The organism is uncultured Friedmanniella sp. (genome assembly GCF_964244285.1).
Classification (GTDB): Bacteria; Actinomycetota; Actinomycetes; order Propionibacteriales; family Propionibacteriaceae; genus Microlunatus.
In genome coordinates this window covers 1-12,756 of the sequence record NZ_CAXTHT010000020.1, presented here as the reverse complement: position 1 = coordinate 12,756, position 12,756 = coordinate 1, and the positions used below count along the sequence as shown (strand labels likewise).

Annotated in this window: 13 protein-coding genes; 5 read left to right on the top strand and 8 right to left on the bottom strand. The window is 73.3% G+C overall.

All coding sequences use genetic code 11. From position 1 onward, the window contains the following. Positions 1 to 76 precede the first annotated feature (76 nt). A complete protein-coding gene (locus ACFE7W_RS20425; protein ID WP_375426671.1) occupies positions 77 to 1,540 on the bottom strand; it encodes an LLM class flavin-dependent oxidoreductase in 1,464 nt (487 codons plus the stop codon). A gap of 69 nt (positions 1,541 to 1,609) precedes the next feature. Here ACFE7W_RS20425 and ACFE7W_RS20420 point away from each other — a divergent pair, with 69 nt between their 5' ends. After that, the gene (locus tag ACFE7W_RS20420; protein WP_375426670.1) at positions 1,610 to 2,515 is read left to right on the top strand and encodes a LysR family transcriptional regulator; all 906 of its coding nucleotides are present in this window, start codon (positions 1,610 to 1,612) and stop codon (positions 2,513 to 2,515) included. Between the two features lie 12 nt (positions 2,516 to 2,527). On the opposite strand, the gene ACFE7W_RS20415 is transcribed toward ACFE7W_RS20420, so the two are convergent. The 3 genes from ACFE7W_RS20415 to ACFE7W_RS20405 all read right to left on the bottom strand — a co-directional run bounded on the left by ACFE7W_RS20415 (position 2,528) and on the right by ACFE7W_RS20405 (position 3,683). Further along, the gene (locus ACFE7W_RS20415) at positions 2,528 to 2,986 is read right to left on the bottom strand and encodes a nuclear transport factor 2 family protein (protein WP_375426669.1); all 459 of its coding nucleotides are present in this window, start codon (positions 2,984 to 2,986) and stop codon (positions 2,528 to 2,530) included. A gap of 17 nt (positions 2,987 to 3,003) precedes the next feature. Next, the gene (locus tag ACFE7W_RS20410) at positions 3,004 to 3,285 is read right to left on the bottom strand and encodes a hypothetical protein (protein ID WP_375426668.1); all 282 of its coding nucleotides are present in this window, start codon (positions 3,283 to 3,285) and stop codon (positions 3,004 to 3,006) included. A 149-nt stretch (positions 3,286 to 3,434) separates the two neighbouring features. Next, positions 3,435 to 3,683 carry a hypothetical protein gene (locus ACFE7W_RS20405; protein WP_375426667.1) on the bottom strand — a complete coding sequence of 83 codons (249 nt, stop codon included), beginning with the start codon at positions 3,681 to 3,683 and terminating at the stop codon, positions 3,435 to 3,437. Positions 3,684 to 3,751: 68 nt separating this feature from the next. Between ACFE7W_RS20405 and ACFE7W_RS20400 the strand changes: the two genes are divergently transcribed. Together ACFE7W_RS20400 and ACFE7W_RS20395 are read left to right on the top strand one after the other, a co-directional pair. Next, positions 3,752 to 4,558: an HAD-IIA family hydrolase gene (locus ACFE7W_RS20400; RefSeq protein ID WP_375426666.1), complete on the top strand. Its 807-nt coding sequence runs from the start codon at positions 3,752 to 3,754 to the stop codon at positions 4,556 to 4,558. A gap of 29 nt (positions 4,559 to 4,587) precedes the next feature. After that, positions 4,588 to 5,949 (top strand): serine hydrolase domain-containing protein, encoded by a 1,362-nt coding sequence (locus ACFE7W_RS20395; protein WP_375426665.1) that lies wholly within the window; start codon positions 4,588 to 4,590, stop codon positions 5,947 to 5,949. A gap of 23 nt (positions 5,950 to 5,972) precedes the next feature. Here the strand turns inward: ACFE7W_RS20395 and ACFE7W_RS20390 are convergent, their stop codons facing one another. The 4 genes from ACFE7W_RS20390 to ACFE7W_RS20375 form a co-directional block, all read right to left on the bottom strand. Next, the gene (locus tag ACFE7W_RS20390; RefSeq protein ID WP_375426664.1) at positions 5,973 to 7,454 is read right to left on the bottom strand and encodes an MDR family MFS transporter; all 1,482 of its coding nucleotides are present in this window, start codon (positions 7,452 to 7,454) and stop codon (positions 5,973 to 5,975) included. 109 nt (positions 7,455 to 7,563) lie between these two features. Then, entirely contained in the window at positions 7,564 to 8,262 is a 699-nt protein-coding gene (locus ACFE7W_RS20385; protein WP_375426663.1) for a DUF4232 domain-containing protein, read from the bottom strand. Positions 8,263 to 8,314: 52 nt separating this feature from the next. Continuing rightward, the gene (locus tag ACFE7W_RS20380; protein ID WP_375426662.1) at positions 8,315 to 9,649 is read right to left on the bottom strand and encodes an ATP-binding protein; all 1,335 of its coding nucleotides are present in this window, start codon (positions 9,647 to 9,649) and stop codon (positions 8,315 to 8,317) included. A gap of 7 nt (positions 9,650 to 9,656) precedes the next feature. Next, a complete protein-coding gene (locus tag ACFE7W_RS20375) occupies positions 9,657 to 10,358 on the bottom strand; it encodes a response regulator (protein ID WP_375426661.1) in 702 nt (233 codons plus the stop codon). Between the two features lie 157 nt (positions 10,359 to 10,515). On the opposite strand from ACFE7W_RS20375, the gene ACFE7W_RS20370 reads away from it, so the two are divergent. Continuing rightward, entirely contained in the window at positions 10,516 to 12,291 is a 1,776-nt protein-coding gene (locus ACFE7W_RS20370; RefSeq protein WP_375426660.1) for a glycoside hydrolase family 3 protein, read from the top strand. A gap of 214 nt (positions 12,292 to 12,505) precedes the next feature. Beyond that, positions 12,506 to 12,756, top strand: a 251-nt coding sequence (locus tag ACFE7W_RS20365) for a TCP-1/cpn60 chaperonin family protein (RefSeq protein ID WP_375426659.1), incomplete at its 3' end; no start/stop codon positions are given.

Genomic DNA, 12,756 nt, shown 5'->3' with positions numbered 1-12,756 from the left:
CCAGCAGTATGCCGTCCGGTGCTGGACGGCCTCCGACCGCATCCGCGCCTGAAACACCCCGTTCACACGCCTCTGCTCAGCCCAGGGCGTCGAGCAGGGGAGCGCAGCGGGCCAGGTCATCGGCGTCGCGCAGGTCCGGTAGCGCGAGGAAGACGGTGTCGACACCCAGCCCGGCCAGCCGGCGGTAACGCTCGGCGTGGTCCTGGGCCAGGCCCGCGTGGTGCCGCTCGGCGTAGGCCGGGGCGGGGGTGCGGCCGCGGCCCCGTTCGACCCGGGCGGCCACGTCGTCGCGGTCCCGGCCGAGCACGGCCACGTCCAGCACGGTGATCCTCACCGTCGCCGGGTCCCGGCCGACCGCGTCACAGTGCGCGTGCAGCACCCCGATCAGCCGCGCGAGCTCCGGCTCCGCCGAAGGTAGGTTGCAGCCGTCGGCCTGTTCGGCCACGATCCGCAGCGTCCGCCGCTCGCCGGAGCCGCCGACGAGGATGGGCACCGGGTGTACCGGCCGGGGGTAGCAGGTGGTCTCGGGCAGGGTGGCGTACGGGCCGGAATGGGCTTTGGTGCCGGGCGCCCAGAGCGCGCGCATCGTCTCGATGCAGGTCTGCAGCTCGTCCAGCCGTTGGCCGGCGGGCGGGAAGTCCAGCCCGTACGCCTGGTGCTCCTGACGCCACCAGCCGGCGCCCAGCCCGCAGAAGGCGCGGCCGCCGCTGAGCACGTCGAGCGTCGCGACCGCCTTGGCCAGCACGCCGGGCGCGCGGAAGGTCACCGGGCTGACCAGGGTGCCGAGCTGCAGCCGGGTGTCCAGGGCAGCCAGCCAGCCGAGGCTGACCCACGGCTCCGGGATCGGCTCCCAGGCCCGGTCGACCTGCGGGATCTGGATCAGGTGGTCCATCAGGGCCAGCCCGGCGAAGCCGAGCGACTCGGCGGCGAGGGCCATCTCCCGGAGCCAGGCCGTCGGGTCGGCGCCCCAGGGAAAACGGGACAGCTGCAGCATCACCTGCGGGCCTTCCCTGCGCCGCCCCTCGACCGGTGCGGCGGCTGGTGACGGCGCGTCCACGGGCGACTCCGTCTGGCGTTCGACCTGCACGACGTCCCAGCCCTCGTCCTCGACTCCTGCCAGCAGCGTGCGCACCCGCCGCAGCTGCTCGGTCAGCGCCGAGGCCGGGACGGGTCGGTCGCGAGCCCGGTTCCGGCTGCGGCAGAGCGCGGCCGGCGTGTCCAGCACCACCAGCGCGGCCGGCATCCCGGCGGCTCGCGCGGCGCTGAGGTAGCGCTGCCGGCGCACCGGGTCCAGGCCGAGGGTGTCGATCACCGCGGTCAGCCCGCGGCCGAGGCGGGCGGTCACGATCTGGTCGAGCAGGACGAACGCCTCAGCCGAGGCCTCGAGGTCGGCCGGACCGGAACCGACCACGGCCCGCAGCGCGTCCGCGGACACGACCTCGACGGCGCGGAACCGGGCGGCCGCCCAGGTCGACTTGCCCGACCCGGCGGCCCCCGCCAGCACGACCAGCGCCGGACGCCCGCGCAGCTCGTCGATCACCTGCGAAGTCTGGCAGCCCTGGGTGCTCGGAGAGCGGCGCGGGAGGCCAGAAAGGTGTTGGCTGGGGGTGTGCCCCAGGACGTGGAGCTGCGCCAGCTGCGGTACTTCCTGGCGGTGGCCGACGAGCTGAACTTCACCCGCGCCGCCGCGCAGCTGCGCCTGGACCAACCGGCGCTGTCGCGGCAGATCCGTCGTCTCGAGCACACCCTCGGAGTGGCCCTGTTCGTCCGGACGAGCCGTCGGGTCGAGCTCACGCCGGCAGGAGCCCGGCTGCAGGTCGGTGCTCGGGAGCTGCTGGCCCGGGAGGAGTCGGTGCTGGCCGAGGTCCGCAGTCTCGGGGTGTCGCGGCCGACGCGTCTGCGCCTGGGGTGGTTGGTGCCGTTCCGGGACCAGCTGATGGCGCGGCTCGTCCGCAGCTTCGAGGCCGACGCGGACGCGACGGTCGACCTGGTCCGCACCGACTTCACCGACCCTTCGGGGGGTCTGGCGGCCGGGCTGGTCGACGCCGCGATCGTCAACCCGCCGCTCGCCACGTCGGGGCTGTCGTACCTGCCCCTGCTCCGGGAGCGACGGGTCGTGATCATCGCCGACACCCACCCCCTCGCCCGGCAGCAGACCGTGACGCTGGCCGACCTTGACGCCCTGGACCTGCTGTGGGCGGTCCCGCCGTCGGACGACCAGGTCTGGCAGGACCACTGGGCGGCCGCCGACATGCCGGGCCGCAGGTTGCCGGCCCGGCGGTGGGCCATCGCGGAGAACCAGGACTACCTGCAACGGGTCGCGGCCGGACAGGCGTTCGGGCTGAACCTGGTCGGGGCGGTCGGGGACGCGCTGCGCGACTACGGCATCGCGGCCGTTCCGGTGAGCGACCTCGGTCCGACGACGATCGCGCTGGCCTGGCGCACCGGTGACCCCAACCCCTTGCTGCCCGACCTCGCGGCTGCGGCGCGACGGCTCTCCTCGGTGCTCGACTGAGCCGCCGGTCCCTCAGCTGCTGGTGATGGGAGGGGCCGCGGCCTCGGCCAGGCCAGCGTCCGCCAGCCGGACGAGGGCGGCGTCCGACTCCTCGCCGTCGTCCAGGTAGGCGTGGAACGAGGTCAGCTTGCCCCAGCGGAGCCGCAGGATGTGGGCGCCCCGGTTGTGGTAGCCCGAGCCGTCCAGCAGGGTGCCGCTGTTGGTCCACTCGGCGCCGATGACGGTGTCCCAGGGCGGCCCGGAGACGGCCAGGGCGTCGATCCGGAAGGTCAGGCCGGGGAAGAGGCGGAAGAGCCGCTCGAGCCAGCGGGCCACGTCCTCGGAGGTGCTGCGCTCACCGCCGAGCGCGTGCTCTCCGGGGAAGCGGTGGTGGACGTCCGGGCCCATCTGGGCGAGCAGTGCGTCGGCGTCACCGCGGGAGAGGGCGGCAAAGGCCCGCCGGATCTGGCGGCGGACGATCAGGTGGTACATGGTCGACCCCGCCGGCGTCAGGAACCGGCCGGCACGGACGTCGCGCTGCGGGCGCCTCGCCTGCGGGCGAACCAGCGCCGCACCAGGGCCTGCTTCCACATCCAGACCCCCGTGACGCTGACGGTCGGGATGCCGACCAGCATCAGGGTCCAGCGCAGCCAGTCGGCCGAGCCGACGGGCAGGTAGACGTAGGTCGCCAGCAGGGAACCGACGACCAGGTGGGTCCAGCGCAGGATCGATCGGGGGTTGCGGGTGAGCGGGTTCCGGGCCAAGGGGCTGCGGGGGTGGTGAAGGACCATGACACTCCTCTGCGGAGCCGGTCCCGGTGAGGGGACGTCGACGGCGCCGCTACCCCTCAAGGCTGCGGTCCGGGCGTGGCCGGGCGGAAAGGCCGATCGGGCCCCGAGCCATGTCCGCCACGACATGGATCACCTGGATCTGGCGCCGGTCAGTGCGGGAAGTCCTCCACCCGGACGGTCTTGATGGCGCCCGCATCGTCGCGGTAGCGCACCGTCAGCCCGTCACTACCCGCAGTCTGAGCCGTGGGTAGTCCCGAGGGGGAGGCGCTGCTCGCGCTGAACGTTGCTGACGAAGTGACCGTCGGATCGGGCGAGGACTCCGTTGCTGCGCCGCAACCGACCGCGCCGGCGAGCACGGTCAGCATCGCCATCGGAACGGCCACCCAGGGAAGTCTCATCACGTTCAGGATAGGAACAGCGGTCAACCCGCCGTCCGGACGCGACGGGCGGCTGGGAGTCTGGACCCATGACCGAGGCCAAGCCCGTCGCCTGCTGGCTCACCGACATGGACGGCGTGCTGGTGCACGAGGAGCAGGCGCTCCCCGGAGGTGCGGAGTTCATCGCCGCGCTGCAGCAGCACGGGCGTCCGTTCCTGGTCCTGACCAACAACTCGATCTACACCGCCCGGGACCTGCGGGCCCGGCTGCTGGGCAGCGGCATCGACGTGCCCGAGCAGGCGATCTGGACGTCGGCGCTGGCCACGGCACAGTTCCTGGCCGAGCAGAGCGCCGGCGGGTCGGCCTACGTGATCGGTGAGGCGGGCGTGACGTCGGCGCTGCACGACATCGGCTTCGTGCTGACCGACCGCGACCCCGACTACGTGGTGCTGGGCGAGACCCGCACCTACTCCTTCGAGGGCATCACCCGCGCCATCCGGCTGATCGAGCAGGGTGCCCGCTTCATCGCCACCAACCCGGACGCCACCGGCCCGTCGGCGGAGGGGTCCCTGCCGGCGACCGGCTCCGTGGCCGCGCTGATCACCCGGGCGACCGGGGTCTCGCCCTACTTCGTGGGCAAGCCCAACCCGCTGATGATGCGGTCGGCCCTCAACGTGATCGAGGCGCACTCGGAGTCGACCGCCATGGTCGGCGACCGGATGGACACCGACGTCATCGCCGGGATCGAGGCGGGGCTCCGGACCGTGCTGGTGCTCACCGGGTCCACCCGCGCGGCCGACGTGAGCCGCTTCCCCTACCGACCGACGCGGGTGGTCGACTCCATCGCCGACGTCGTGCCACTGGTAGCCGAGTTCTCACCCAAGCCGCAGCCGTAGCCGGTGCGCCGGCTGGTTGACTGGCGTCCGTGACCGACTACGCGATCCCGGACGACGCCACCCTCGACGCGATCGACCGCTGGGTCGCGTACCGGGTGTGGCACTCCCGGACGCCGGGCGCCCAGGTGGCGGTCGGCGTCGGCGGGCGCCCGTTCTTCTCCCGCGCCTACGGCTACGCCGACCTGGACGCGCGGACGCCGATGCGTACCGACCACCTGTTCCGGATCGCGTCCCACTCCAAGACCTTCACCGCGACCCTGGTGCTGCAGCTGGCGGAGCAGGGACGGCTGGGCCTCGACGATCCGGTCGGGCAGCACCTGGCCGCCCTCGCCGACGGGCCGCTGGCCGGCGTCCGGCTCCGCGAGCTGCTCGAGCACACTGGGGGCGTGCTGCGGGACGGCCGCGACGCCGACCACTGGTGCTTCGCCCGACCGTTCCCCGACGCCGACGCGCTGCTCGAGATGACCGTGGCGGGCGGGCTCAAGACCGAGCCGGGGGAGCGGTTTGCGTACAGCAACCTCGGCTACTCCCTGCTCGGCCTGGTGATCGAGGCGGTGACGGGTGAGACGTTCGCCGCCGCGGCCCGCCACCAGATCCTCGCGCCGCTCGGGCTGGACGACACCGACGCGGACTACCTGACGGAGCGCGCGGGCGACTACGCCGCCGGCCACTCCGGCCTGTCCAGTGCGACCCGGCGGGAGGTGCTGGGCCACGTCCCGACCGGGGCGATGGCCGCGGCGACCGGCTTCACCTCGACGGCGACGGACCTGGTGACCTACTTCGGTGCGCACGCCCTCGGCGACGACCGGCTGCTCACCGACCGCAGCAAGCGGCTGCAGCAGCGGCTGGCCAACGTCACCGACCCGGCCAAGCCCGAGGGTGTCGGCTACGGCTGGGGCATGGTCACCGAACGGGTCGACGACCAGACCCTCGTCGGCCACTCGGGCGGCTACCCCGGACACATCACCAAGACGCTGCTCGACCCGACGACCGGCCTGGTGGTGTCGGTGCTGACCAACGCGATCGACGGTCCGGCCACCCCGCTGGCGCTCGGGGTCGCCCAGCTGCTCGCCGGGGCCGTGCCCGATCCGGACGCCGTGCCGGTCGCGGAAGCCGCCCTCTCCTGGACCGGCCGCTACGCGAACCTGTGGCACGTGATCGACCTGGCCGCGGTCGGCGGCCGGCTACGCGCGCTCAGCCCGACCTCGTGGACGCCCCTGGACGGCGCCGACGTGCTGGTCGACGACGGACCGGACCGGCTGCGGATCGAGTCGGGCCCGGGCTTCGGCTCGGTCGGGGAACCGGTGGAGCGCGACCCCGACCGGCCCGACCGGATCAGCTACGCCGGGATGAGCATGCAGCGGCTGGACGAGCTGCCGGATCCCCTCTGAGCTCTGTCAGCGGTACCGGCCAGCTACTCGGCGGTAGCGGAACCGGCGGTCGTGTCCTGGGGCACCCCGCGACGGGGCATCAAGGTGACGGCCAGCAGCATCAGCACGGCCACGGCGGCCGCGCCGAGGAAGACCTCGTGCAGGGCCGGGTGCAGCACGTCGGCCGGGATGGCGCTGGCGGTCGCGGAGACCTTGCCCCCGCTGCGGCTGGCGAGGGCGGCGTTGGCGATGGCGCCGAACACCGCGATGCCGACCGCGCTGCCCATCGAGCGGGCGAACATGTTGGTCCCGGTGACCACGCCGCGGACGTTCCACTCCGCGGCGGACTGGGCCGCGATCAGGGTCGGGCTGGCCACCAGGCCCATGCCGAGGCCGACCACGAAGCAGGTGCCGGCCACCTGCCAGACCGAGGTCGACGGGGCCAGCAGCAGCAGCAGACCCATGCCGATCAGCACGATGGTGGTGCCCAGCAACGCCGTGGTGCGGAAGCCGTACTTCAGGTAGATCCGGCCGGCCTGCGACGCCGCGATGGGCCACCCGAGGGTCAGGGCCGCGAGCGCGAAGCCAGCGACCAGCGCGTTGGTGTGGAGCACGCCCTGCACGTAGAGCGGGATGTAGGAGGTCAGCCCGATCAGCACCACGCCGACCGACAGGCTGGTCACGTTCGTGGTGTTCAGCAGCCGGCTGCGGAAGACCCACGGCGGGATGACCGGCTCGCTCGCCCGCCGCTCCACGAAGGCGAAGGCGACCAGCGCGACGACACCGCCGAGCAGCACGGCCACCGACGGCGCCGAGAGCCAGGACCAGATGACCCCGCCCTCGAGCAGTCCCAGCACGACGAGGGACGTGCCGATCGCCAGCAGGCCCGCGCCGGGGTAGTCGACGCGGTGCGGGGCGCGCTCGACCTGCTCGGAGAAGCGGCGCGCCAGCACCCAGGCCGCGACGGCACCGAGCGGCACGTTGACGAAGAAGATGAAGCGCCAGTCCACGAAGTCGACGAAGACGCCGCCGAGGGTGGGACCGACCACCGAGGAGATCGCCCACACGCTGGCGACGTAGCCCTGCACCTTGGCGCGCTCGGCCAGGGAGTAGATATCGCCGATGATGGTCATCGCGGTCGGTTGCACGGCGCCCGCGCCGAAGCCCTGGATCGCCCGGAAGACGATCAGCGCCGGCATCGACCAGGCGAACCCGGACAGCACCGAGCCCAGCACGAAGAGCCCGATGCCCAGCAGCATCACGGGCTTGCGGCCCACCAGGTCGGTGAACTTGGCGAAGATCGGCACGGTCACGGCCTGGGCCAGCAGGTAGATCGAGAACAGCCACGGGAACTGCGCGAAGCCGCCGAGGTCGTTGACGATCGCGGGGACCGCGGTGGCGAGGATGGTGGAGTCGATGGCCACCAGACCGACCGACAGCATCACCGCCAGCAGGATCGGGCCGCGAGCCGAGCGCAGCCCGACGTCGGCCCGGCTGATGGTCGGGGTACTCGTCGACTGCACCATGCCGAGGCCAACCTCCCAGCGAGCCCCTACATTCCCCGACTATCGGGATCTGCGGCGGGCGAGATCTGCGGCGGGCGGGATCTGCGGCGGGTCGTCCGGCCAGGCACGCTCAGCCCGACGTCCCGACCGGGGAGACGGACAGCTGGGGGCTGCCGGCGGTGCTGCGCTGGCACGCGGAGGCCGGGAAGCGGACGAAGACCGACGCCCGTGACCCCGGTGGGTAGACGCGGAACCCGTCGGCGGTGGTCGGTGCGCAGTCGGTGGCGCTGTAGTTGCCGGCGTTGGCGATCTGCAGCAGCGACGTGGCGGTGGCGCCCGCGACCAACCGGACGGGGCTCGCGCTGTTCGCGTGGTTGCGGACCGCGGGGTCGCCCAGCTGGGTGCCGTCGCCGTGGCCCACGAAGGAGACCCCCGGGAACCCGGTCAGCACGCACGTGTCGGCGCCGGTGTTGCGGTAGGTGAGCAGGACGTAGTTGCTGCCGGCCGCCGCTCCGCCCGCGGCGGCCCGGACGCCCACCGAGAGGTCCGTGACGGTGCAGCGGGCGGCCGAGCGTGACGCCGCGCTCGAGCCGCCCGAGGTCGGGGTGGTGGCGGCTGTCGGCGGCTTCGAGCTGGTCGAGGTCGGGGTCGAGGTCGCCGCCGTCGGCTTCGGCGAGGGCGAGGTGCTGGGCGCGGCTGCGGTGGCCTCGGCTCCCGTCGCGCTGGTCTGCAGACCGTTGTCGCAGCCGGTCAGGACGAGGGCGCCGCAGGCGAGCCCGGCGGCGAGGAGCGGGGCGGCTCGGCGGACGACCACGCGGTGGGTGCTCATGGTCTTGACGGTAGGAGGTCGACGTCTCCGTCGCAGCACCACGAGGTCACGGCTACGTCCCAGTCCCGGGCCCGATGCCGGTCGAGGTGGCAGTGAACCGGGGTGGCCCGCCGTCCGGCAGCCGCAGGACCACCTGCGCGCCCCCGTCCTCGGCGTTGCCGAGCCGCAACGGGGCACCCAGCACCACCGCCTGTCCGGCCGCGATCACCAGGCCCAGCCCGTGTCCGCCGCCCCGGCCGGGGCGGGTCGAGAGGAAGCGCTCCGGCCCCACCTCCAGCAGCCGGGCCTCGAAGCCAGGACCGTGGTCGCGGACCACCAGCTGCGGTCCCTCGACCTGCACCACCACCGGTGGCGCGCCGTGCTGGCGGGCGTTCCGGACGAGGTTGGACAGCACGCGCTCCAGCCGACGCGGGTCGGTGAGCACCGTGACCGGAGCGCCGCGGACCTGCAGGGTCACGTCGGTGGCGGTGTACTCGCCCTTGGCCACGCCCCGCTGGAGGGCGCGGGTCACCACCTCGGGCAGCCGGACGTGCTCCAGCTCGGCGGTCTCCACGCCGCTGTCGAGCCGGGCCACCTCGAGCAGCTCCTCCACCAGCGTCGACAGCGCCACCGCCCGGTCGCGGACGAGCACGGCCGGGCGCGAGTCGTCCAGCAGCGCGGCGGCGGCGATCAGACCGGTCACCGGGGTCCGCAGGTCGTGGGCGACGTCGGCGGTGAAGCGCTGCTCGACCCGCAACCGCTCGCCCAGCCGGGCCGCCATGGCGTCGACGGCGTCCGCGAGGTCACCCACCTCGTCCTGGCCGGTACCGACGGCCGAGCGGAGCGAGGGGACGGCGTCACCGGCGGGGCGGGAGGTGGGCTCGGTGCTGTCGGCGACCGTCCGGGCGGTCCGCGCCGCCAGCCGAAGGCGACGCGACAGTCGGTTGGCCGACAGGGCGCCGGCCCCCGTGGCGAGCAGCACGGCGGCCAGCCCGGCCAGCAGCAGGGCGCGGTCGACGTCCTGGACGCCCTCGTCCGCCGGCTGGAACGTCGTCACGGTGCTGAGGACCTCATCACCAGCCCGGCCGGCGGCCCAGATCCGGCGGGTGCTGCCGCCGCTCACGAGGGTGGCGCGGGCGCCGTCCCGCGCGACGGCCGACCGCAGCTCCGCCGGGACGGACGGGTCGTTCACGCGCGCGTCGAAGCTGAGCAGTCCGGTGGCCGCACGGATCTGCAGGGCGGCCTGGAGGCGCTCGTCGGCCGCGGCCCGCGCCTGCCGCACCCGGTTCTCCACCACCAGCAGGTGGACACCGACGCCGAGCACGGCCACCGTGACGACCACCAGCCCAGCGATCGTGGCGGCGATCCGAAGCCGGAGGCCGCTGCGCCGCGACTGCCGTCGGGTCACGGCCCGCTCACCGCCGCAGCTTGTAACCGAAGCCGCGCACCGTCTCGATCCGGTCGGCGCCGATCTTGACTCGCAGCCGCTGCACGTGCACGTTCACCAGGTGCTGGTCCTCGGCCCACTCGCCGTAGTCCCACACCCGTTGCAGCAGCGTCGTCCGGCTCAGCACCATCCCGGCGGCGTCGGCCAGCTCGAGGAACAGCCGCATCTCGGTCCGGGTCAGGGTCACCGGGCGGCCGTCGCGCCGCAGCTCCAGGGCGTCCCGGTCGAGCTCGAGGTCGCCGAACCGCTCGATCGTCGAGGCTGCCGGGGCATCAGGCGCGGTCACGACCGGCCGCTCCGCCCGTCGGGCCACGCTGCGCAGCCGGGCCAGCAGCACCTGCACGTCGAACGGCTTGACCACGTAGTCGTCGGCACCGGCCTCCAGCCCCAGCACGACGTCGATCGCGTCCGTGCGCGCGGAGACGAGGACGAACGGGGTGGTGGCCACCTCGCGGAGGCGGCGGCACAGCGTCACGCCGTCGATCCCCGGCAGCATCAGGTCGCTGAGCACGACGTCGAACGGTCCGTCGGCGCGCCAGCGGTCCCAGGCGTCCAGGCCGTCGGTGCTCCAGACGACCGCGTAGCCGTGCCGCTCGAGGTTCAGCTGGGTGGCTTCACCGATCACGGGGTCGTCCTCCACCAGCAGCAGCCGCGGCGCGACCTGGCCCATCCGTCCTCCTCGCCCCGACGCGACCCGCCCCGACCAAACCCGAGCCTCACCAGCGCGGGGAGGTCGCCGTCAGTCTGCCGCCTGGGCGGGCCCCGGTCCCGTCGGCGCACCGGTGCCGGCGTACGGCAGGATCGGTAGCCCAGCCGACGGGAGACCCATGGACACCGACACCCCTGACCAGCCCTACCGCGACGCGAGGCTGCCCGTCGACCGTCGCGTGGCCGACCTGCTGGCCCGGATGACTCTGGTCGACAAGGCCGGGCTGATGTTCCACGACATGGTGGTGATCGGTGAGGGCGGCGGCCTGGCCGGGCCGGTGAACATGATCGGCCGGCCGGCCACGGTGGCTGCGGTGCAGGAGCTGCGGATGAACCACTTCAACCTGCTCGGTTCGCCGGCCAGCGTCCGCGAGCTGGCGGAGTGGCACAACCGGCTGCAGGAGGCGGCGCGGGCCACCCCGCTCGGGATCCCGGTCAGCCTGTCGACCGACCCGCGGCACGCGTTCAGCTCCAACCCGGGCACCGCCGCCCGGGCCGGGGCCTTCTCGGAGTGGCCCGAGTCGCTCGGCTTCGCCGCCCTGCGCGATCCCGACCTGGTACGGCGGTTCGCCGACATCGCCCGCGCCGAGTACGTGGCGAGTGGCTTCCGGGTGGCGCTGCACCCCCAGATCGACCTGGCGACCGAGCCGCGGTGGGTGCGGATCGGGATGACCTTCGGGGAGGACGCCGAGCTGACCTCGGCCCTGGTCGTGGCGTACGTACGCGGTTTCCAGGGCGAGTCGCTCGGCCCCGACTCGGTCGCCACCATGACCAAGCACTTCCCGGGCGGCGGTCCGCAGCGCGACGGGGAGGACCCGCACTTCGCGTACGGGCGGGAGCAGGTCTACCCCGGCGGTCGGCAGGACTACCACCTCGCTCCGTTCCGCGCGGCCCTGGCAGCCGGCACGTCCCAGGTGATGCCGTACTACGGGATGCCCGTCGGGACGGACTGGCCGGAGGTCGGCTTCGGCTTCAACGCCGACGTGGTCGCCGGACTGCTCCGTGAGGAGCTCGGTTTCGACGGCATCGTGTGCACCGACTGGGGCCTGGTCAACGACTCCACCTTCGCCGGCGAGCCGATGCCGGCCCGTGCCTGGGGCGTGGAGCACCTCACCCCGGCCGAACGGGTGCAGCTGGCGATCGACGCCGGGGTCGACCAGTTCGGCGGCGAGAGCTCGCCGGAGCTGGTCGTCCAGCTGGTCGGGGCCGGACGGGTGAGTGAGGAGCGGGTCGACGTCTCGGTCCGCCGGCTGCTGCGCGAGAAGTTCGTGCTGGGCCTGTTCGACGCACCGTTCGTGGACGTGGAACGGGCCGCCGCGACGGTCGGACGGGCCGACTTCGTCGCGGAGGGCGCGGCAGCCCAGCGGGCGGCGATCACCCGGCTGACCCAGGTGGTTGCGGGTCCGGCGTCCCTCCCGCTGGCGCCCGGACAGCGGGTCTACGTCGAGGGACTGGGGCCAGTCGCCGCGGCCCGGCTGGGCACGCCGGTGGACGACCCGGCCCAGGCGGACCTGGCCGTGCTGCGGCTGGCCGCGCCGTTCGAGCCGCGACCCGGAAAGTTCGAGTCCTTCTTCCACGCCGGCTCGCTGGCCTTCCCGGCCGAGGAGCTGACGCGGCTCGTCGCCATCTGTGCGGCGGTGCCGACCGTGCTGCAGGTCTACCTCGACCGACCGGCGGTCCTGACGGAGCTGGCCGGGGCCGCGGCCGTCCTGCAGGTGGACTTCGGAGCCAGTGACGATGCCCTGGTCGACGTGCTGCTGGGAGCGGCCCAGGCCCGCGGCCGGCTGCCCTTCGACCTGCCGTCCTCGATGGCCGCGGTCGAGGCCAGCCGCAGCGATGTGCCCTTCGACACCGACGGGCCCCTCTTCCGCTTCGGCGACGGCCTCCTGTCGTGACGGGTCGATGGGCCGGGACCGGCAGGCCGGATGTTTGCACTCACCAGGTGAGAGTGCTAAACATTGGTTAGCACTCTCCTCGCGTGAGTGCCACCTCACACACGTGTGAGACCTCTTCGGAGGTCGTCCGTCGCGGGCACCGTCGTGGGGCGCAGACAACCAGCCAATCTAGCCGGCGGTCCGCCGCCGGCGCGCGGGAGGACTCGCGAAGAACATGCCCAAACTCATTCAGTTCAACACTGAGGCCCGCCGCGGACTCGAGCGTGGGATGAACATCCTCGCCGACGCCGTCAAGGTCACCCTCGGCCCCAAGGGCCGCAACGTCGTGCTCGAGAAGAAGTGGGGCGCCCCCACGATCACCAATGACGGTGTCAGCATCGCCAAGGAGATCGAGCTCGAGGACCCGTACGAGAAGATCGGTGCCGAGCTCGTCAAGGAGGTCGCCAAGAAGACCGACGACGTCGC

Coding starts and splice junctions, on each gene's coding strand:
- ACFE7W_RS20415 (WP_375426669.1), bottom strand. CDS start 2,986: ATGTACCACCTGATCGTCCGCCGCCAGATCCGGCGGGCCTTTGCCGCC.
- ACFE7W_RS20410 (WP_375426668.1), bottom strand. CDS start 3,285: ATGGTCCTTCACCACCCCCGCAGCCCCTTGGCCCGGAACCCGCTCACC.
- ACFE7W_RS20405 (WP_375426667.1), bottom strand. CDS start 3,683: ATGAGACTTCCCTGGGTGGCCGTTCCGATGGCGATGCTGACCGTGCTC.
- ACFE7W_RS20400 (WP_375426666.1), top strand. CDS start 3,752: ATGACCGAGGCCAAGCCCGTCGCCTGCTGGCTCACCGACATGGACGGC.
- ACFE7W_RS20390 (WP_375426664.1), bottom strand. CDS start 7,454: ATGGTGCAGTCGACGAGTACCCCGACCATCAGCCGGGCCGACGTCGGG.
- ACFE7W_RS20385 (WP_375426663.1), bottom strand. CDS start 8,262: ATGAGCACCCACCGCGTGGTCGTCCGCCGAGCCGCCCCGCTCCTCGCC.
- ACFE7W_RS20375 (WP_375426661.1), bottom strand. CDS start 10,358: ATGGGCCAGGTCGCGCCGCGGCTGCTGCTGGTGGAGGACGACCCCGTG.
- ACFE7W_RS20370 (WP_375426660.1), top strand. CDS start 10,516: ATGGACACCGACACCCCTGACCAGCCCTACCGCGACGCGAGGCTGCCC.